The 19,660-nt window shown below is 69.5% G+C and carries 21 protein-coding genes; 11 read left to right on the top strand and 10 right to left on the bottom strand.

Annotation, left to right across the window (positions count from 1 at the left end; genetic code table 11):
* Positions 1 to 52: 52 nt before the first annotated feature.
* Positions 53 to 1,741 carry a methyl-accepting chemotaxis protein gene (locus tag AT699_RS12605; protein ID WP_054443468.1) on the top strand — a complete coding sequence of 563 codons (1,689 nt, stop codon included), beginning with the start codon at positions 53 to 55 and terminating at the stop codon, positions 1,739 to 1,741.
* 16 nt (positions 1,742 to 1,757) lie between these two features.
* Here the strand turns inward: AT699_RS12605 and AT699_RS12600 are convergent, their stop codons facing one another.
* The 3 genes from AT699_RS12600 to AT699_RS12590 are packed head-to-tail and all read right to left on the bottom strand — an operon-like array spanning position 1,758 to position 4,678.
* Complete coding sequence (locus tag AT699_RS12600; protein ID WP_024068676.1) at positions 1,758 to 2,465, bottom strand: 4-hydroxythreonine-4-phosphate dehydrogenase; 708 nt, start codon at positions 2,463 to 2,465, stop codon at positions 1,758 to 1,760.
* Between the two features lie 12 nt (positions 2,466 to 2,477).
* Positions 2,478 to 3,503, bottom strand: a complete 1,026-nt coding sequence (gene pdxA / locus AT699_RS12595) for a 4-hydroxythreonine-4-phosphate dehydrogenase PdxA (protein WP_052102938.1) — start codon at positions 3,501 to 3,503, stop codon at positions 2,478 to 2,480.
* A gap of 23 nt (positions 3,504 to 3,526) precedes the next feature.
* Entirely contained in the window at positions 3,527 to 4,678 is a 1,152-nt protein-coding gene (locus AT699_RS12590) for a four-carbon acid sugar kinase family protein (RefSeq protein WP_054499468.1), read from the bottom strand.
* A 76-nt stretch (positions 4,679 to 4,754) separates the two neighbouring features.
* Between AT699_RS12590 and AT699_RS12585 the strand changes: the two genes are divergently transcribed.
* Positions 4,755 to 5,630: a LysR substrate-binding domain-containing protein gene (locus AT699_RS12585; RefSeq protein ID WP_024068673.1), complete on the top strand. Its 876-nt coding sequence runs from the start codon at positions 4,755 to 4,757 to the stop codon at positions 5,628 to 5,630.
* A gap of 28 nt (positions 5,631 to 5,658) precedes the next feature.
* On the opposite strand, the gene AT699_RS12580 is transcribed toward AT699_RS12585, so the two are convergent.
* Positions 5,659 to 5,991: a hypothetical protein gene (locus AT699_RS12580; RefSeq protein WP_020927408.1), complete on the bottom strand. Its 333-nt coding sequence runs from the start codon at positions 5,989 to 5,991 to the stop codon at positions 5,659 to 5,661.
* Positions 5,992 to 6,217: 226 nt separating this feature from the next.
* Here AT699_RS12580 and AT699_RS12575 point away from each other — a divergent pair, with 226 nt between their 5' ends.
* Both AT699_RS12575 and AT699_RS12570 read left to right on the top strand, forming a co-directional pair.
* Entirely contained in the window at positions 6,218 to 7,420 is a 1,203-nt protein-coding gene (locus AT699_RS12575; protein ID WP_024068672.1) for an MFS transporter, read from the top strand.
* A 15-nt stretch (positions 7,421 to 7,435) separates the two neighbouring features.
* Positions 7,436 to 7,930, top strand: coding sequence for a glutathione peroxidase (locus tag AT699_RS12570; RefSeq protein ID WP_006385320.1), 495 nt, complete (start codon positions 7,436 to 7,438; stop codon positions 7,928 to 7,930).
* 114 nt (positions 7,931 to 8,044) lie between these two features.
* Here the strand turns inward: AT699_RS12570 and AT699_RS12565 are convergent, their stop codons facing one another.
* Positions 8,045 to 8,512 (bottom strand): Lrp/AsnC family transcriptional regulator, encoded by a 468-nt coding sequence (locus tag AT699_RS12565; RefSeq protein WP_006385319.1) that lies wholly within the window; start codon positions 8,510 to 8,512, stop codon positions 8,045 to 8,047.
* Between the two features lie 122 nt (positions 8,513 to 8,634).
* Between AT699_RS12565 and AT699_RS12560 the strand changes: the two genes are divergently transcribed.
* The 6 genes from AT699_RS12560 (at position 8,635) to AT699_RS12535 (ending at position 12,804) form a co-directional block, all read left to right on the top strand.
* The gene (locus AT699_RS12560; protein WP_024068671.1) at positions 8,635 to 9,534 is read left to right on the top strand and encodes a DMT family transporter; all 900 of its coding nucleotides are present in this window, start codon (positions 8,635 to 8,637) and stop codon (positions 9,532 to 9,534) included.
* A 126-nt stretch (positions 9,535 to 9,660) separates the two neighbouring features.
* Positions 9,661 to 10,359, top strand: a complete 699-nt coding sequence (locus AT699_RS12555; protein ID WP_024068670.1) for a glutathione S-transferase N-terminal domain-containing protein — start codon at positions 9,661 to 9,663, stop codon at positions 10,357 to 10,359.
* Between the two features lie 12 nt (positions 10,360 to 10,371).
* Entirely contained in the window at positions 10,372 to 10,836 is a 465-nt protein-coding gene (locus AT699_RS12550; protein ID WP_006385316.1) for a GNAT family N-acetyltransferase, read from the top strand.
* Positions 10,837 to 10,876: 40 nt separating this feature from the next.
* Entirely contained in the window at positions 10,877 to 11,152 is a 276-nt protein-coding gene (locus tag AT699_RS31495; RefSeq protein ID WP_006385315.1) for a lipoate protein ligase C-terminal domain-containing protein, read from the top strand.
* Positions 11,149 to 11,925, top strand: coding sequence for a lipoate--protein ligase family protein (locus AT699_RS12540; protein WP_020927403.1), 777 nt, complete (start codon positions 11,149 to 11,151; stop codon positions 11,923 to 11,925). Before AT699_RS31495 ends, AT699_RS12540 begins: the two co-directional genes overlap by 4 nt.
* A gap of 66 nt (positions 11,926 to 11,991) precedes the next feature.
* Positions 11,992 to 12,804, top strand: a complete 813-nt coding sequence (locus AT699_RS12535; RefSeq protein WP_024068669.1) for an RsiV family protein — start codon at positions 11,992 to 11,994, stop codon at positions 12,802 to 12,804.
* A gap of 164 nt (positions 12,805 to 12,968) precedes the next feature.
* On the opposite strand, the gene AT699_RS12530 is transcribed toward AT699_RS12535, so the two are convergent.
* Positions 12,969 to 14,258, bottom strand: a complete 1,290-nt coding sequence (locus AT699_RS12530; protein ID WP_006385312.1) for a Glu/Leu/Phe/Val family dehydrogenase — start codon at positions 14,256 to 14,258, stop codon at positions 12,969 to 12,971.
* Between the two features lie 492 nt (positions 14,259 to 14,750).
* On the opposite strand from AT699_RS12530, the gene AT699_RS12525 reads away from it, so the two are divergent.
* A complete protein-coding gene (locus tag AT699_RS12525; RefSeq protein WP_024068667.1) occupies positions 14,751 to 16,424 on the top strand; it encodes a BBE domain-containing protein in 1,674 nt (557 codons plus the stop codon).
* Between the two features lie 79 nt (positions 16,425 to 16,503).
* On the opposite strand, the gene hutG is transcribed toward AT699_RS12525, so the two are convergent.
* The 4 genes from hutG to AT699_RS12505 are packed head-to-tail and all read right to left on the bottom strand — an operon-like array spanning position 16,504 to position 19,638.
* The gene (hutG, locus tag AT699_RS12520; RefSeq protein WP_024068666.1) at positions 16,504 to 17,454 is read right to left on the bottom strand and encodes a formimidoylglutamase; all 951 of its coding nucleotides are present in this window, start codon (positions 17,452 to 17,454) and stop codon (positions 16,504 to 16,506) included.
* Positions 17,451 to 18,233, bottom strand: coding sequence for an amino acid ABC transporter ATP-binding protein (locus tag AT699_RS12515; RefSeq protein WP_020927398.1), 783 nt, complete (start codon positions 18,231 to 18,233; stop codon positions 17,451 to 17,453). The genes hutG and AT699_RS12515 overlap by 4 nt, the downstream gene beginning before the upstream one ends.
* Entirely contained in the window at positions 18,230 to 18,898 is a 669-nt protein-coding gene (locus AT699_RS12510) for an amino acid ABC transporter permease (RefSeq protein WP_006385307.1), read from the bottom strand. Before AT699_RS12510 ends, AT699_RS12515 begins: the two co-directional genes overlap by 4 nt.
* Complete coding sequence (locus AT699_RS12505) at positions 18,895 to 19,638, bottom strand: transporter substrate-binding domain-containing protein (protein ID WP_006385306.1); 744 nt, start codon at positions 19,636 to 19,638, stop codon at positions 18,895 to 18,897. The genes AT699_RS12510 and AT699_RS12505 overlap by 4 nt, the downstream gene beginning before the upstream one ends.
* Positions 19,639 to 19,660 lie beyond the last annotated feature (22 nt).

Raw genomic sequence — 19,660 nt, 5'->3', positions numbered from 1 at the left:
TCCCCGATGATCCGGCAGCAACACGCCCCGCCCATCACAGGACGAATGACGCATGCGCAATAACCAGCCGGTCTACGACAAGGAATACACGCTACACGACGAGCAGTACCTGATATCGCGCACCGACGCCCGCGGCCGCATCATCTACGCCAACCCGGCGTTCGTGGAAGTCAGCGGCTTCGCGCGCGAAGAACTGGTGGGCGCGGCCCACAACATCGTGCGCCATCCCGACATGCCCGAAGCGGCCTTCGAGGACCTGTGGCGCACCATCCAGCGCGGCGAATCCTGGACCGGCGTGGTCAAGAACCGCCGCAAGGACGGCGGCTACTACTGGGTGCTGGCCAACGTCACGCCCATCATCGAACGCGGCGAGACGGTCTGTTATGCCTCGGTGCGGGTCAAGCCGACCCGCGCGCAGATCGAGGCCGCCGACGCCGCCTACCGCAGCCTGCGCGACGGCAGCGCGCGCGGCTTCCGCCTCAGCCGCGGCCAGGTCAAGCCGACCGGCCTGCGCGGCGTGCTGGCACGCCTGAAGCTGTGGCGCCTGACCGGCGTGCGCTCGCGCATGCTGGCCTGGGCCGTGCTGGCCAGCACGCTGTTCCTGGGCGCGGCCGGCGTGGCGCTGTATGGCATGCTGGACCGCATGAGCACCGAGGAAATCGCCCTGGCGGCGGCCATGCTGGCGACCGGCGTGATCCTGATCTTCGCTTCGGGCTGGGGCTTTGCCCGCTCGATTTCCGGGCTGCTGGTCACCGCCACCGATTTCACGCGCCAGATCGCCGCCGGCAATCTCAGCACGCCCTTGCCGCCGGCCAGCATCCGCGACGAGATCGGCGCGCTGAAGTTCTCGCTGGAAGTGATGCGCAAGAGCCTGGTGAGCATCACGCGCGACGTGCACAACGGCATCGAGAGCGCGCTCACCTCGGCCGCCGAGATCGCCGACGGCAATGCGGACCTGTCGGCCCATACGCAACGCCAGGCGGCCTCGCTGGAGGAAGCCGCGGCCAGCATGGAGCAGTTGGCCTCGACCGTGAAGCAGACCGCCACCAACGCGCACGGGGCCGACCAGATGGCCAACCAGGCCTCGGACGTGGCCCGGCGCGGCGGCCAGGTGGTCGACGACGCGGTGCGGGCGATGCAGGGCATCGTGCAGAGCACCGCGCGCATCAGCGAGATCGTCGGCATCATCGACGGCATCGCCTTCCAGACCAACATCCTGGCGCTCAATGCCGCGGTCGAGGCGGCCCGCGCCGGCGAGGCCGGCAAGGGCTTCGCGGTGGTGGCCGCCGAGGTGCGCAGCCTGGCGCAGAAAAGCGCCACCGCCGCGCGCGAGATCAAGGAGCTGATCGAGGCCTCCAATCACAAGGTCGAGGACGGCGTGCGCCACGTCGAGCGCGCCGGCGAGGCCATGCTCGACATCGTCGGTTCGGTGCAGCAGGTGACCCAGATCGTCAACGAGATCGCGGCCACCTCCAACGAGCAGCACACCGGCATCGACAACGTCAGCCGCACCATCTCGGAAACCGACAGCGCCGCGCAGAGCAACGCGGCGCGCGTGGAACAGGCCAGCCGGGCGGTGGACAACCTGCGCACGCGCGGCGCGCAACTGCGCCACGCCATCGAGGTGTTCCGCATTGCCGGCGCGCAGACCGTGCTGCCCAAGCGCGCCGCGGCGCCGGCGGCGGCGTTGCTGCCCGCGTCGCGGCCGGCGCAGCCGTTGCTGGAACGGCGCGCCCAGTGACGCGCGGCGCGCGGCTTCAGGCCGCCGCGGCGGCGGCCTGGATCGCCGCAAGCTGGCCCGCCAGGCCCGCCTGCGCGGCGGCAAAGCGGCCGTCCAGCGCGGCCGTGCCGACCGTGAAACCGGCCGCTCCCGCGCGGCAGGCCGCCTGGATGCGGGCCGGCGTATCGAGCGAGCCCGCCACGATCACCGGCCGCGCCACGCCGCACACTTCCCGCATCAGCGCCGGCACGTCGACATCGGCACGGTAGGCCAGCAGATCCAGGCCGTGCACGCCGGGCTTGGCGGCCAGTTGCCGCGCGCTGTGCGCGATCTGCCCGCGTGTGCCGCCCAGGATGCTGGGATGGCCATGGACGCGTCCCGGAAACGGGTAATAGCGGATGCGCGAGCCGGCCAGCAGCGCCAGCGCGTCATCCACATGCGTGCCGCCCAACAGGCAGTCCACGTCGAGTTCCAGCGCGGCGCGCACCGACGCCAGTTCGCTCTCGCGGTCCTGCGAGACCACCTCCAGATAGCAACGCGCGCCCGCCGCGTGGATGGCGCGCCGCAGGCGTCCCAGCACGGCCAGCGGCTGGCCGATGTCCTTGAAGCCGAGGTGGCGCACGCCGCTGGCCAGCGCGATGTCCAGGCAGGCATCGGCCGCGTCGATGGTGCGGTCGTTGCGGGTCAGCATGAAGATGAAGTCGGCGGGCATGCGGGTCGCGCCAGGGGCAATGGGTTCGATCATAGGTCGGGGCGCTTACGCGCGGTGGCCGGACGCGGCGGCGTCCGGCGGGTTGGCGGCCAGCCGCAAGGCATGGTCGATGGCGGTCTGCAGGCTGGCGGGATCGGCGATGCCCTGGCCGGCGATGTCGAACGCCGTGCCGTGGTCGGGACTGGTGCGGACAAAAGGCAGGCCCAGCGTGATGTTCACGCCCTGTTCCAGGCCCAGGTACTTGACCGGGATCAGGCCCTGGTCGTGGTACTGCGCCACCACCACGTCGAAACGGCCCTGGCGCGCCTGCATGAAGACCGTGTCGCCCGGCCACGGGCCGCTGGCATCGATGCCTTCCCGGCGCGCGGCGGCAATGGCCGGGGCGATGATGCGTTGTTCCTCGTCGCCGAACAGGCCGCCTTCGCCGGCATGCGGGTTCAGCCCGGCCACCGCCACCCGCGGCGCGGCGGCGCCCAGCGCGCGGCCGCCCTGGTGCGCCAGCCGGATCGCCGACAGTTGCGCGTCGAAATCGGCGCGCTCGATGGCCTGGCGCAGCGAGCAATGGATGGTGACCAGCACCGTGGCGATGGCCCCATTGGCCAGCATCATCGCCACGCGCGCGGCGCCGCCGCGTTCGGCCAGGATCTCGGTGTGGCCGGGGTACGGCACGCCGGCCGCGGCCAGCGCTTCCTTGTGCACGGGCGCCGTGACCATGCCCGCCACCCGGCCCTGGCGCGCCAGGTCGATGGCCAGGCAGATGGCCTGGTATGCCGCCTGGCCGGCGGCCGCGTCGATCCGCCCGAATGGCGGCGGCGCCGGCATGCGCGACGATGGCAACAGGCGGATCTCGCCGGCCTCCCATCCGGCCCGGATCCCGGCCACGTCTTCCACCACCCGCAGGCGGGCGGCCGCGCCCAGCGGCGCCAGCGCGCGCGCCATCACGCCGGCATCGCCGACGACGACGCAGCATTGCGCGTAGCGCGCCCGCAGCAGGGTCCTGGCGACGATTTCCGGCCCGATGCCGGCGGGATCGCCCATGGTGATGGCCAAGGGCAAGGCGGGCGCGGGCAGGCCGGCGTGCGCGGTCACAGGGTTCATCGGCACAGCAGTCTCCAGGCGGCATCGCGCAATGCGCCGGGCCCGCCAAAGCCGCCCGCCTTCATGGCGATCGACAACGGCTGGCCGGCGCACACGGCGGTCCCGGCGGGAAAGCCGGGCGCCAGTTCACAGGTCAAGGTAAGGGTGTCGATGGCCAGCGCCTCGAGCAGCGCGGCCAGCGTGTCGCCGCCGGTTGCGATCAGGCCATCAAAGCGATGCCGCGCCATGGCGCGCCCGGCCTGCGCCACCAGCGCCGCCAGGACCGCCGCCGGTTCGGCTTGCGGCGAACGCGGTGCGCGCAGGCAGGCCAGCGTGTCCTCGTCCGCGATCTCGTCGGCCCGGGTCGCCAGGCGCGCGCCGCCCGCCCGCAGGGCCTCGCACTGCGCCTGGCTGGCCGGGTTGGCGCTGCCGACCACGACCAGCACGCGCGTCGCGCGGCGGGCCGTGGCGGCGGCGGTGATGGGCGCCTCCGCGCTTTGCGCCGCCAATGCCCGCGCCAGGCCGGGCGATCCGGCCCAAAGGCATGAACACCCCTGCCCCCAAAGCTGTGCCACCCGCGCATCCAGCGCCTGTTGCGTAGCGGCGTCCAGCACCAGCACGCGCGCGGTGGCGATCGCCGCCCGCAGTTGTATCGCGCTGGCGTCCTCGGGGATGACGCAGGCAGGCCCGAGGTCCGGGTCGATCAGGTCGAGCAGGCGCGCGCTGCGCGCCGGATGCACCGGATCGGCGCCGTAGGGGCTGGCATCCACCGGCACGCCATGCACGTACTGGATTCCCCCGCGCGTCACCCGCCCCGCCTCGGCAAAGGCCGGCGCCACCACCAGCAGCCGCCGGCCGCTGGCGCGCATGGCCGCCGCCAGTTCCGTCCGGACGTGGCCCCTGAGCGTCGAATCCATGGTCTTGTACAGGATGCCGCGCGCCGCCAGCGCCCGGGTGGCCTGCGCCACGAGGCGGCCGGCTTGCGCTTCGGGACGGGCGCGGCTGCCGGTGTCGATGGACAACACGGCGTGCGTCTGGTCGCCCGGCACGCCGCGATGCACCCGCACCGCGCCGAAACCGCGCAGGAATGGCGCGGCGCCATCGGCGGCGCTGGTGAGGTCATCCGCCAGGATGCCGATCGCCTGGCGAGGGTTTTCCGGTGAGTTCATATTGGTGATTAAAATGCATCTCACCCACCAGGAAAATCGATCATTTCTGACGATTATTCGTGATTAAAAATCACCAATGAAGCCGACCCGCCGCCCCTCCCTGAACGATCTGCGCGCCTTCGAGGCGGTCGCCCGCCTGGGCTCGGTGCGCGCGGCCGCCGACGAACTGGCGCTGACCCACGGCGCGGTCAGCCGGCGCGTGGCCAAGCTGGCCGACGACCTCGGGCTGGCCCTGGTGGAACCCGCCGGCCGCGGCTTGCGCGTCACCGCGGGCGGCCAGTTGCTGGCCTCGACCATGCAGCGCGCGCTGGCGCTGATCCAGGACACCATCGACACCCTGCAGGCGCGCGATACGCGGCGGCCGCTGGTGCTGTCCTGCGAGCGCTCGGTGGCCATGCGCTGGCTGATCCCGCGGCTGTCGGCATTCCAGGACCGGCATCCGCAGATCGAACTGCACCTGTCGGTCGGCGGCGGCCCGCTGGACTTCGCCCGCGACCAGGCCACGCTGGCGCTGCGGCGCCTGGACTTCCCGGTGCATCCCGACTGGATCGTCACGCCGCTGATGGCGGAAAACATGGGTCCGGTCATGGCCCCGTCGCTGTTGCCCGCATTCCAGGCCGGCGACTACGTGGCGCTGTCCTCGCGCACCCGGCCGCGCGCCTGGGACGACTGGCTGAATCAAGCCCCGGGGCGGCCCGCCCCGCGCGCCACGCGCAGCCTGGATCATCATTTCCTGATGGTGGAAGCGGCCGCCGCCGGCCTCGGGGTGGCGCTCAGTCCGCGTATCCTGGCGCTGGACGACCTGCGCAGCGGCCGCCTGGTGGCGCCGCTGGATTTCACGCCCGACGGCTCCAGCTACGGGCTGATCGAATCGCGCGCCACGCCGGCGGGCGCGGCGCCGGCGCTGGCGGCCTTGAAGCAATGGCTGGTCGACGCCGCGGCCGACGCCTGAGCGGCGCCGGGCCGGGCCGACCGGCGTGTCATGGGGCGACGGCCGCGTCCTTGTCCAGGCGCTTCATGAACACCAGCAGTTCCTTTTCCACCTGCTTGTCGCCGCGCGCCTGCGCGGCCTTCAGGCCAGCCTCCCAGGCCTCGCGCGCGCCGGCCTTGTCACCCCGCCCCAGGCAGGCCTTGCCCAGCCACTTCCAGGCCACCGAATAGGCGGGATCGAAGGCGAGCGAGGCGCGTAAGTGCGTTTCGGCATCGCCAAAGCACTCCTGTTCGGCGTAGGCCTTGCCCAGCGAGAATCGCAACAACATGTTGTCGGTGCCCTTGGCCAACATGGTTTCCAGACGATCGATCATTTCCCGCATGGCCGGCCTCCTTTGCGCCGCTTGCGCTGACTGCGATGGCACATGATAGGCCGCGGCCCACGCCGCGACGGCAATAGCCCCGCGGCGCGCGGGGATAGCATCGCAACACGGGCATACCCGTAACGCCGACAGGGATTTGCGGCGGCGCGCGCGCGGCTGCTCTAAAATTCGCGCTCCCTTCCCTGTCGCCGCGGCCCCGAACGCCCGGCCCTCTCGCCAGTTTTACATGCCCCTGCATCTCATCGCGCTGGCCGCCGCCGCCTTCGGCATCGGCACCAGCGAATTCGTCATCATGGGGCTGTTGCCCAACGTCGCCACCGACCTCGACGTCAGCATCGACATCGCCGGCCTGCTGATCACCGGCTACGCCATGGGCGTCGTGATCGGCGCGCCCATCATGGCCATCATTACCGCTCGGCTGCCGCGCAAGGCCACGCTGATCGGCCTGGCCAGCACCTTCGTGCTGGGCAACCTGCTCTGTGCGCTGGCGCCGGGCTACGGCACGCTGATGGCCGCGCGCGTCTTCACCGCCTTCTGCCATGGCGCCTTCTTCGGCATCGGCGCGGTGGTGGCGGCCGACCTGGTGCCGCGCCACCAGCGCTCCAGCGCCATCGCGCTGATGTTCACCGGCCTGACGCTGGCCAACGTGCTGGGCGTGCCGCTGGGCACCGCGCTGGGCCAGGTGGCGGGCTGGCGCTCGACCTTCTGGGTGGTCAGCGCCATCGGCCTGGCCGCGGTGGCGGCGCTGGCGGCCTGGCTGCCCGGCCGCATCCCGATGCAACCCGGCAACATCCTGCGCGAATTCCGCGTGCTGCGCGACGTGCGCGTGCTGTGGCCGCTGCTGGCCAGCGTGCTGGCCTCGGCCGCGCTGTTCTGCGTGCTGACCTACATCGCGCCGATCCTGCGCGACATCACCGGCGTGTCCGAACGCGGCGTGACCGGCGTGCTGCTGCTGTTCGGCGTCGCGCTCACGGTGGGCAGCACGCTCGGCGGCAAGCTGGGCGACCGCAACCTGGAAGTGTCGCTGCGCCGCATCTTCCTGGGCCTGCTGCTGGTGTTCCTGGCGCTCAGCCAGGCCATCCACGCGCTGGCGCCGATGCTGGTGATGACCTTCATCTGGGGCACGCTCGGCTTTGCCGTGGTGCCGCTGCTGCAGACGCTGATCGTGGACCAGGCGGCCGAGGCCCCCAACCTGGCCTCGACGCTGAACCAGGGCGCCTTCAACCTGGGCAACGCCGGCGGCGCCTGGCTGGGCAGCCTGGCGCTGGGCCACGGCCTGCCGCTGACCGATCTGCCGTGGATGTCGGCGGCCATCACCGCGGCGGTGTTGCTGCTGACCCTGTGGGGCACGCGCTACTATGGGCGCCACGCCGGGATGACGCAGACGCCGCCGGCCGGCGCGCTGGCTTCGTCCCGTTCCGACGCCTGACCCCTGGGAGCCCGCATGAGCACGATCTACGATTTTTCGGCCCGCGACATCCACGGCGCCGACCAGCCGCTGGCCGCCTACCGCGGCCGGGTCCTGCTGGTGGTGAACGTGGCCTCGAAATGCGGCTTCACGCCGCAGTATTCGGGCCTGGAAGAGCTGTACCGCGCCTTGCGCGATGACGGCCTGACGGTGCTGGGCTTTCCCTGCGACCAGTTCGGCCGCCAGGAGCCCGGCAACGAGGCCGAGATCCTCGACTTCTGCACCACGCAGTACGACATCACCTTCCCGCTGTTCGCCAAGATCGACGTCAACGGCGCCAACGCCGACCCGCTGTACCGCTGGCTCAAGGGCGAGAAGCCCGGCGTCTTCGGCACCGAGGGCATCAAGTGGAACTTCACCAAGTTCCTGGTGGGCCGCGACGGCCAGGTGATCAAGCGCTACGCCCCCACCGACACGCCGGCCGGGCTGAAGGACGACATCGTTCGCGCCCTGGCGGTCCCCGCCGCCTGATTCACCCTGAGGCCGGCTGCCGTCCGCCCGGCCATCCCGGGTCCGGGGCCGGCCACTGAAGCGTCACGCCCGCCGCCCTGCTTCCCCAACCCGGCACGCATCCCGCCGCGCCGCTCAACGCAGCGGCGGCAGGCGGCCGCGCACCGTGTGCGCCTTGACGATGGCGGTGTTGGTTTCGGCGAATTCGGTCACGCGTTCCAGGATGCCGTCCAGGTGCGAGATCGAACGCAGCACCATGCGCGCGAAGAAGCAGTCGTCGCCCGTGACCTTGTCGCACGCCACGAATTCCGGAATCTCCTGGATCAGCCCTTCGACCCGCCGCAACTGCCCGGGCAACGGCCGGATGCGCACGATCGCTTCGAGCGTATAGCCCAGCGCCACCGGATCCACGTCCAGCGTGTAGGCGCGGATCACGCCCGATTCCTCCAGCCGCCGCAGGCGGTCGGCCACGCTCGGCGCGGACATGCCGACCTGGCGCGCCAGGTCGGCGGTGGTGGTGCGCGCATTGGCCGTCAGCATCTCCACCAGGCGGCGGTCGATGCCATCGAGAACCGGGTTTTCAATTTTTAGGTCATTCTGCATAAATTCCACCCGAACGAAGGTTGAAAGGCAAAACTGCCGCAGCAACATCATATAACCAGCCCGATCGGCCTGGGATAATTTCTCCATCGAATCAAGGGCCGAACGGCCCGCAGGAGCCTTCCATGTCCCCCTCATCCGATCGCGTTGGCCTGGCCCAGATGGCCGCCGCCATGACCCTGTCCGGCACCCTGGGCGTGTTCGTCCTGGAATCCGGCCAGAGCGCCTGGAACGTGGTGTTCTTCCGCTGCGTCTTCGGCGCCGTGTCGCTGTTCCTCTACTGCTGGGCCCGTGGCCTGCTCAAGCCCGGCCTGTTCACGGCCCGCACCCTGGCGCTGGCGCTGGCCGCCGGCGCCGCGCTGGTGCTGAACTGGGTGCTGCTGTTCTCGGCCTACCGCCTGGCCTCGATCTCGCTGGCCACCGCGGTCTACAACGTGCAGCCCTTCTTCCTGATCGGCCTGGGCGCGCTGTTCCTGGGCGAACGCCCCACCCGCGGCAAGCTGGCGTGGTCGGTGATCGCCTTCGCCGGCCTGCTGCTGGTGCTCAAGCTCACCGACCACAGCGGCGGCGGCGCCTACCTGTCGGGCCTGCTGCTGGGGCTGGGCGCGGCGGCGCTCTATGGCATCACCGCCGTCATCGTCAAGCGCCTGAAGGGCATCCCGCCGCAGGTGCTGGCGCTGGTGCAGGTGACGCTGGGCGCGCTGATGCTGCTGCCGATGGCCGACTTCCAGGCGCTACCCACGGCCCCGCTGCAATGGGGCTACCTGGTGGCGCTGGGCCTGGTCCACACCTGCCTGATGTACATCCTGATGTACTCGGCGATCCAGAAGCTGCCCACCACCTCGACCGCCGCCCTGAGCTTCATCTACCCGGCCGTGGCGATCCTGCTGGACCTGGTGGTGTACGGCCACCGCATGGACGCCACCCAGGTGCTGGGCGTGGCCATGATCTTCCTGGCGGCCGCCGGCGTCAGCCTGAACTGGCAGTGGCGCCTGCGCGGCGGCGCGCGGCCCGGCGCGGCCTGACCCTGAAGCGCGAGCCAAACCCGCACCGCGCCCCCGGGTATTCGGCCGCGCGCCCGGGGCGCCGCTATCATGGGCCTTCCGATCCGCCGGCAGTGGCCGGCGGCGCCAAGACGCTGAGGAATCCCCATGATCGATCTCTATTACTGGACCACCCCGAACGGCCACAAGATCACGATTTTCCTGGAAGAAGCCGGACTGCCGTACGAGATCCACCCGGTCAACATCAGCAAGGGCGACCAGTTCAAGCCCGAATTCCTGGCCATCGCGCCCAACAACCGCATTCCCGCCATCGTCGACCAGCAGCCGGCCGACGGCGGCGCGCCGCTGTCGCTGTTCGAGTCCGGCGCCATCCTGCAGTACCTGGCCGAAAAAACCGGCCGCTTCCTGCCCGCCGACGTGCGCGGCCGCGCCGAGGTCTCGCAATGGCTGTTCTGGCAGATGGGCGGCCTGGGCCCCATGGCCGGCCAGAACCACCACTTCTCGGGTTACGCGCCCGAGCGCATCCCCTATGCCATCGAGCGCTACGTCAAGGAAACCAACCGCCTCTACGGCGTGCTGAACAAGCGCCTGGCCGACCGCGAATTCGTCGCCGGCGACTACTCCATCGCCGACATGGCGTCCTACCCCTGGATCGTGCCGCACGCCAAGCAGGGCCAGGACCTGAACGACTTCCCGCACCTGAAGCGCTGGTTCGACGCCATCGCCGCGCGCCCGGCCGTGCAGCGCGCCTATGCGCTGGCCGACAAGGTCAACACCGCGCCGTCGGTCAGCGACGAGGAATCGCGCCGCATCCTGTTCGGCCAGACCGCCCAGAACGTGCGCTGAGCGGAGGCCGCCATGACCGACTCCCCGCTGCGGTTCCGCCGCGCGCGCGTGGGCGACCTGCCCGAGATCGTGGCCATGCTGGCCGACGACGAACTCGGCGCCAAGCGCGAAGATCCCTCGATTCCGCTCAACCCCCGCTACACTGCGGCTTTTGCCGCCATCGAGCAGGACCCGAACCAGTACTTCGCGGTGGTCGAGCGCGACGCGCGCCTGATCGGCTGTTTGCAGTTATCGTTCATACCCGGCCTGTCGCGGCTGGGCCAGTGGCGCGGACAGATCGAAAGCGTGCGCATCGCCTCGTCGGCGCGCGGCCAGGGCCTGGGACGCGCCATGTTCGAGTGGGCCATCGAGCAGTGCCGCGCGCAGGGATGCGCCATGGTGCAGCTGACCACCGACCGCGCCCGGCCCGACGCCCGCCGCTTCTACGAAAGCCTGGGTTTCGTGGCCAGCCATGACGGCATGAAACTGAGCCTGTAGCGCCGCCCCCGGCGCCAGGCCTGATACACAAGGAGCGCCCATGCACGGCGAATACAAAGTCCCCGGCGGCAAGCTGGTGGTCGCGGACCTGGAAGTCCGCGACGGCCGCCTGGCCGACGTCCGCATCAGCGGTGATTTCTTCCTGGAACCGCCCGAGGCGCTGGAAGCCATCAACCGCGGCCTGAACGGCCTGCCGGCCGACGCCGGCGAACTGGAACTGGCGCTGGCGGTGCAGTCGGCGCTGCCGCCCGACACCGAAATGTTCGGCTTCTCGGCCGAGGCCGTGGCGGTGGTACTGCGGAGGGCGCTGGCATGACGCGCACCGACTGGAACGACTACGACTGGCAACTGATCCACGAAGCCCCGCAGCGCCCCGCGCTGCACATGGCGCTGGACGCCGTCATCACCGATGAGGTCGGCGCCGGCACGCGCCCGCCCACCCTGCGCATCTGGGAATGGTCGGCGCCCGCGGTCGTGATCGGCCGCTTCCAATCGCTCAAGAACGAAGTCGATCCCGAAGGCGCCCGGCGCCACGGCATCGAGGTGGTGCGCCGCGTCAGCGGCGGCGGCGCCATGTTCATCGAACCGGGCAACAGCATCACCTATTCCCTCAGCGCGCCGCAGGCGCTGGTGCACGGCATGAGCTTCCAGGAAAGCTATGCCTTCCTGGACGCGTGGGTACTACAAGCGCTGCAGGGGCTGGGCATCAAGGCCTGGTACCAGCCGCTCAACGACATCGCCTCGGACATCGGCAAGATCGGCGGCGCGGCCCAGGCGCGCCGCGCAGGGGCAGTGCTGCACCACGTCACCATGTCCTACGACATCGACGCCGATAAAATGGTGGAAGTCTTGCGCATCGGGCGCGAGAAACTGTCGGACAAGGGCACCACCAGCGCCAAGAAGCGGGTCGACCCGCTGCGCACCCAGACCGGGCTGGCGCGCGAGGTCATCATCCAGCGCATGGTGGACACCTTCGCCAGCCTGCACCGGCTGACGCCGGGCCAATTGGGCGCGGCCACGCTGGCCCAGGCCGAGACCCAGGCCGCCGAAAAGTTCTCCACGCCCGAATGGACCGCGGTCGTCCCCTGAGGCGCCGCGGGTTTGAGTCGGACGGTCGCGCCCGCGCGCGCGGCCGGGTTTTCTGGAGGTAGTTCAATGCGTCTTCCCCGCAAGCCGCGCGGCCTGTCCGCCGCGGGTCTGGGAGCCGTCCTGCTGGCCCTGGCCGGCTGCGGCAGTTCGCCCCCCGCCAACATCACCCTGGACTCGCCAACGGCCGGCACGGCCACGCCCGAGAAGATCGGCGACCTGGCCACCGAGCGCATCAAGTGGGCGTCCAACAAGCCCGACTGCAAGGGCGACTGCCCGCGCATCGAGATCGACAGCGTGGCCTTTCCCGGCATCCCGAAACTGAGCGCGCTGGTCGACCACGTGCTGGCCTACATGACGGGCACCGACGCCAATCGCCGCGGCCCGTACGAGACGCTGTCGGAATACACGCAGTATTTCTGGTCCACCGCGCGCCCGCGCGACGCCACCTACTTCAAGGCCAGTGTCAAGGACACCGTGGGCGACATCGTCTCGATCGAGCTGCACACCGAGCAGTTCCTGACGGGCGCCGCGCACGGCATTCCCGCCACCCAGTACCTGAATTGGGAGCGCAGCCGCGGCCGCGTCATGGCGCTGGACGAGGCCCTGATCCCCGGGCGCCGCGCCGAATACGTCGCCGCCTTGCGCCAGGCGCACGCCAAGTGGCTGGCCGGCAATGCGGACGCCAAGCGCGACCCGGCCGCCTACAACAAGATGTGGCCGTTCCAGGAAAGCGACAACTTCGCGCTCACGCGCGACGGCATCGTGGTCAAGTACGACGCCTACTCGATCGCCCCCTACTCGCATGGCGAACCGGAACTGAGCATTCCGTACTCGGACCTGCGCGGCATCCTCAAGCCGGAACTGCTGCCCAAGTCCTGAGGACCCGCGCGTTCCGGCCGGCGGCGCCGGTGGCCGCCATCCCGCCGTAAGCGACGCGTCCCGCCAACTCCGCGGCCCAAAATGGAAACCGCCCCTGTCGGGGCGGTTTTCCTGTCTTCCTCTGGCTCCTCCGCGCGCCGGGCCGGGCCCGGCGCCAGAAGGACTTACGGGTACAGGCCGCGCACCTGGCGGGCCTGCAGGATGCGCGTGCAAGCTACGATGAACGCGGCGGTGCGCAGCGTCACCTTGTGCTCCTTGGCCACCAGCGCGATCGAGGCATAGGCCTCGCGCATGATGCGTTCCAGGCGCTGGTTGATTTCGTCCTCGCTCCAGAAGAAGCTGGAGAAGTCCTGCACCCATTCGAAGTACGACACCGTCACGCCGCCGGCGTTGGCCAGCACGTCCGGCACCACGTACACGCCGTGCTCGAACAGGATGTCGTCGGCTTCCGGGGTGGTCGGGCCGTTGGCGCCTTCCACCACGATCTTGGCGCGCACCTTGGCGGCGTTGTCGGCGGTGATCTGGCTTTCCAGGGCCGCCGGGATCAGGAATTCGGTTTCGAGCGTCCAGAACTCGTTCTTGTCCATCGCCTGGCCGCCGGAGAAGCCGCCCACGCCGCCATGCTGCGACACGTGCGACAGCAGCTTGTGGACGTCCAGGCCGGCGGCGTTGTGCACCGTGCCGGTGTGGTCCTGGGCCGCGATGACCTTGGCGCCGGCTTCATGGAACAGGCGGGCGGCGGTGCCACCCACGTTGCCGAAGCCCTGCACCACCACGCGCGCCTTGGACACGTCGATGTTCAGGTCGCGCGCGGCTTCGCAGCCGACCACGAACACGCCGCGGCCGGTGGCCTCGACGCGGCCCAGGCTGCCGCCCAGCGCGATCGGCTTGCCGGTCACGACGCCGGTGGCGGTCGAGCCTTCGTTCATGGAGTACGTGTCCATCATCCAGGCCATGGTCTGGGCGTTGGTGTTCACGTCAGGGGCGGGAATGTCCTTGGACGGGCCGATGATGACGCCGATTTCCGAGGTGTAGCGGCGCGTCATGCGCTCGATCTCGGACTGCGACAGCTTGCGCGGGTCGACGCGGATGCCGCCCTTGGCGCCGCCGTACGGCAGGTTGACCGCGGCGTTCTTGACCGACATCCAGGCGGCCAGCGCCATCACTTCCGACAGCGTCACGTCCTGGTGGAAACGCACGCCGCCCTTGCCCGGACCGCGCGAGGTGTTGTGCTGCACGCGATAACCCTCGAAGTGGGCCACGCTGCCATTGTCCAGCTCGATCGGCACGTCGACGATCAGCGAGCGCTTCGGACGCTTCAGGGTCTCGACCCAGCGCGCCAGCGAACCGAGGTACGGCGTGACCCGGTCGACTTGTTGCAGGTAATTACCCCAGGGGCCGAGTTCGTCGGCATTCAGATAAGACGGCAAGGCATGGGTGGGAGTTTGAGACATGAACATGCTCTCCTGACAAAGTTGCGCCATTTTATCCATATCCTTGTTGTGTCCCCATATTTTATGGAAAAATATTAATTGGGGACATAATACGGAAATGAAGACCGTGAGCGTCACCGAGCCTGCCGAAACGCTGCGCCTATCCTAGCCCCGCTCGTCGGCAGCGTCCACCCCGTGCGCGCCCGCCCCGCCCATTCGACTCGCCCGGCCCCAGCCCAGACACCTGCGCCAGCAAGGCCCTGCGTACCGCGCCCCGGCCACCCCCTCCCCCTCTTGCTTGCGCCCCGACGCCACATCACATTCGCGTGTCAGTCCGGCCCGGGGCGCCTGTCGCACCTTGCTTGAAAGCGTCATCCAGTTGAATCAGAATCAACCGGCCCCGGTTTTAGCGGTACCCGGCACCGGCGGCTTCCAAAGCTTGTCATCCCGCGTTGCCGGCGGGCGCCCCCCGCTTGCATCCTGCACTTATGAAAATCAACCATAGAGGTGCGCATGTCGGATTTTTCCCTGATTGACAGCAATGACCCGCGTTACGCGACCCTGCAAAAGGGTTTCAACCTGCGCTTCCCCACCACGGGCCAGGGCGCCAACGCCATCTACGTCTGCAAGACCCCGCAGGACGTGCTGGACGCGGCCAACGCCGCGCTGGCCCAGGGCTGCCGCATCACGGTGCGCAGCGGCGGCCACTGCTACGAAGGTTTCGTGGCCAACAAACTGCCCGAGGACCACGGCCAGCCGCTGGCCATCATCGACCTGAGCCTGATGACCGGCCTGCGCTACCGCGAGGCCGGCGACATTGCCTCGCCCTGGAACCCCGCCGCCCGCTACCGTTTCGCGGCCGCGGCGGGCAACCAGAACTGGGACGGCTACCTGGACCTGTACAAGACCGCCAACCGCACCCTGCCCGGCGGCTCGTGCTATTCGGTCGGTTCGGGCGGTCACATCGTCGGCGGCGGCTACGGCCTGCTGTCGCGCCAGCATGGCCTGACGGTGGACTGGCTGTCGGGCGTGGACATCCTGGTGCCGCAGGGCCCGGGTTCGCGCAAGCTGGTGCCCAAGCATGTCAACCTGCACAGCGCCGGCGCCGACCGCGACCTGTTCATCGCCTGCCGCGGCGGCGGCGGCGGCAACTTCGGCATCATCCTGACCTACTACTACGCCGAACTGCCGGTCGCGCCGCAGGAGGCCTACTGGCTGTCGCTGTCCTATCCCTGGGCCAGCTTCGGCACCGGCACGGCCGGCCGCGCCAACTTCGCCCGCTTCATGCGCGCCTACTGGCAATGGTTCGCCGACCATGACGCGGACTGGAACAGCCCCGATCCGGCCAAGGCCAACGGCGGCCTGTTCACCTTGCTGAAGGTGCAGCACCGTTCCACCGGCGACGTGGTGCTCAGCATCCAGTACACGGGCAAGGACGGCAAGGTGGGCGGCGCGCGCGACCAGCCGTTCCTGGATTTCGTCGCCACCATGAACGCGGCGGCCGGCGCGGCGCCCGGCGTCAACCTGGCCACCAGCTGGCACGGCCCGTCGCACCGCATGGCCGAACCGGCCCCGCGCCTGCTGGCGCACGCCGTGAACGATGCGCAGAAGATGGACTGGCTGTGGCTGACGCAAAGCATCAACGGCTCGGGCAGCAACCAGCGCGGCAAGTACAAGTCCGCGTATCACAAGGCCAATTTCAGCGACGTCGAAATCATGGCCATGTGGGAGTACCTGAACGGCTCGGACGACCCGCGCCTGAACCAGGCGCTGGTGCAGATCGACTCGTACGGCGGCCGCATCAACCGCAACGACGAAGCCGCCAACCCGACCAGCGTATGCCAGCGCTCGTCGCTGCTGAAGTCGCAGTTCCAGGTGTACTGGACCGACCCGGCCCAGGACGCCTTCCACATCAAGTGGATCGCCGACCTGTACGACGAGTACTTCGCGCAGTACGGCGGCAAGCCCAGCAACCAGCCGGGTTCGCCGTTCGAGGGGTGCTACATCAACTACCCCGACACCGACATGAAGTACACCGACGCCAGCCACACCCAGGTCGACCCGCAATGGCTCGACCTGTACTACGGCAACAAGACCGCCGCGCTGATCGCCACCAAGCGCAACGTCGACCCCGACAATCTCTTCCATCACGAGATGTCGATCCCGCTGGTTGCGCCGCAGGCGTAAAAAGGCCCGCAGTCACGCTCGCCCCGGCGGGCATGACGGCGGGCCCGGGTGCGCGGCGGACGTTGCGCCGCGCACCGTCTCATGCGGACAGCAGTTGCCAGGCCAGGCGCGCCGCCGCGCGGGCGCCATGGCCGTCGATGTCGAAGCGCGGGTTGTACTCGGCCATGTCGGCCAGGCGCAGCTTGCCGCTGGCCTTGACGCGCAGCACGATCTCCTCGATCACCGCCATCGGCACGCCATAGGGCGCCGGCGCCGACACGCCCGGCATCACCGCCGCCGGCAGCACGTCCAGGTCGATGGTCAGGTACACGTGGCGGGCCCTCGCCAGCAAGGCATCGACATTGGCCAGGCGCGCCGCCAGGTGGCGTTCCTGCATGTCGCGGTCCTCCACCCACACCGCGCCCACTTCCGCCGCGCGCGCATACAGCGCCGGCGTATTGGCCAGCCGCGACACGCCCAGGCAGGCGTATTGCAGCGCCAGCCCGTGCGCCTCGCAGTAATGCGCGATCTGGTCGAACGGCGTGCCGGAACTGCCCGGCCGGCCGGTGCGCAGATCGAAATGCGCGTCCAGGTTCAGCACCAGCACCGGGCCGTCGTCGCCGCGGTCGGCCAGCCAGCGCGCCAGGCCCTGGAAGCTGCCCCAGGCGATTTCGTGGCCGCCGCCCAGCACCAGCGGGCGGGCGCCCTGGCGCAGCAGGTCGGCCACCGCCAGGCCCAGGCGCTCCTGCGCGTCCTCCAACTGGTCCCCCTCGCAGGCCACGTCGCCCGCGTCCAGCAGGCGCGTCAGGCCGTGCGCCGGCAGGCCGGCCATGTACTTGCGGATGCCGGCCGGGCCGGCGGCCGCGCCGACGCGACCCTGGTTGCGGGCCACGCCCGCATCGCAGGCGAATCCCAGCAGCACCGGCTCGCCCGCGGCCGGCGCCTGGCCCGCGGCCGGCTCGACGATGTGCGCCAGGCGGCGCGTGTCGCCGCGCTCGGCGCTGTCGTCGCGCGCGGTCCACAGGCTCTTGTCGAATTGCGCCGCCGTCATGCCGCCCCCTGCCCCGCGCTCAGCACGGCCTGCAGGAATTCGCGGGTGCGGGCCTCGCGCGGCTGGCTGAAGATGACCTCGGGCGCGCCCGACTCCAGGATCACGCCGCCGTCCATCACCGCGACCACGTCGGCCACGTCGCGGGCAAAGCCCATTTCGTGGGTCACGACCATCATGGTCATGCCTTCGCGCGCCAGCAGCTTCATGACCTGCAGCACTTCGCCCACCAGCTCCGGATCCAGCGCCGAGGTCGGTTCGTCGAACAGCATGACCTTGGGCTGCATCGCCAGCGCGCGGGCGATCGCCACGCGCTGCTTCTGGCCGCCCGACAGGCTGGCCGGCATGGCCGACATCTTCTGCGCCAGGCCAACCTTGCGCAGCAGGTCCTCGGCCAGCGCGTTGGCCTCGTCGCGCCCCATGCCGCGCAGCTTGCGCGGCCCGACGGTGACGTTGTCCAGCACCGACAGGTGCGGGAACAGGTTGAAGCCCTGGAACACCATGCCGACCTGCATGCGCAGGCGGTTCAGTTCGGCCTCGGGCAACAGCTCGCCTTCGTTCTGCAAGGTCTGGCCGCAGATCTCCACGGTGCCGCCCTGGGCCACTTCCAGCCCGTTGCAGCAACGCAGCAAGGTGCTTTTGCCCGAACCGCTGGGGCCGATCACCACCACCACCTGCGACGGCAGCACATCGAAGTCGATGCCGCGCAGCACGGCGTGGTCGCCGTAGGATTTCTGCAGGCCGCGGATGCGGATCATTTCTTTCGGATTCGCGGCGTTCATTGCACCATCCCCCCGGCGCGCAGGCGTTGCTCGATCCTGCGCAGTATCAACATGGCGGCCGTGGTCAGGACCAGGTAGATCAGCGCCACCACCAGATAGGTTTCCAGCGAGCGGTACGACACGCTGATGATCTTCTGCCCTTCGTGCATCAGGTCATGGATGGTCAGCAGCGACACCAGCGCCGAATTCTTGATCAGCGCGATGAATTCGTTGCCCAGCGGCGGAATCATGCGCACCACCGCCTGCGGCAGGATGATGATGCGCATGGCCTGGCCCGACGACATGCCCAGCGAGCGGGCGGCCTCGGTCTGGCCGCGGTCGACCGACTGGATCGCGCCGCGCACGATTTCCGACACATAGGCGCCGGAATACATGCCCAGCCCCAGCACGCCGCAGGCGAACGCCGGCAGCGTCACGCCGAACTGCGGCAGGCCGAAGAACCAGATGAACAGCTGCACCAGCAGCGGCGTGCCGCGAAAGAACAGCAGGTAGACGCTGCACAGGTTGTAGATGATGCTGCGCTGCGGGTTGAGCCGGCCGACGCCGACCAGAAGGCCGATGACACAGCCCAGCAGCAGGGCGCCGGCGGTCACCTCGATGGTGACCACCGCGCCGCGCACCAGCGCGTCGAAGTCGGCGAAGACGGGAGCAAAATCCAGGTTCATTTCGCGGGCGCCTCGAACCACTTGTTGACGATGGCCTGGTAGCTGCCATCGGCCTTGATCTTCTGCAGCGCCTCATTCAGGCCGCGCGTCAGTTCCGGCTTGTTCTTGGGCACGGCGATGCCGTAGTCCTCGGTGGTGATCTGGTCGGCCAGCACGGTCAGGTCGGTGGTGCTCTGGGCGAACAGCTTGGCGGCCGGCTTGCCGGTGACGGCGGCATCGGCGCGGCCGATCTGCACCAGGTTGAACATCTCCTGGTTCTTCTCGACCTCGACGCGCTGCACCGACGGGTAGTGTTCCTTCAGGTAGTTGACCGACTTGGTGCCGACCTGCACCGACACCTTGCGGCCGTCCAGGTCCTTCAGGGTCTTGACCGGACCGTCCTTCTTGGTCAGCACCACCAGGCCGCCGGCGTAGTACGGGTCGGTGAAGTCCACCACCTTGCTGCGCTCGGGCGTGATGTAGATGGCGGACACGGCGATGTCGGCGCGGCCGGCCTGCAGGGCGGGAATCAGGCCCTTGAAGTCGATGTCGATCCATTCGACCTTCTTGCCCATGGCGGCGGCCAGGGCCTCGACCAATTCGATGTCAAAGCCGGTGCGCTTGCCGTCCTTGACGAACTCCATGGGCGGGAAGGTGGCGTCGGTCACGGCGCGGATGGTTTCCTGGGCGTGGGCGGTGCCCATGCTCCAGGCCAGGCCCAGGGTCAGGGCGGCGGTCAACAGGGTGCGGCGAGTAGTCATGGCGAATCCTGAAAGAAAAAGT

The organism is Achromobacter xylosoxidans, from assembly GCF_001457475.1.
GTDB classification, from domain to species: Bacteria; Pseudomonadota; Gammaproteobacteria; order Burkholderiales; family Burkholderiaceae_B; genus Achromobacter; species Achromobacter xylosoxidans.
The sequence above is the reverse complement of the archived record's forward strand: the minus strand, read 5'-3'. Positions and strand labels throughout refer to the sequence as shown.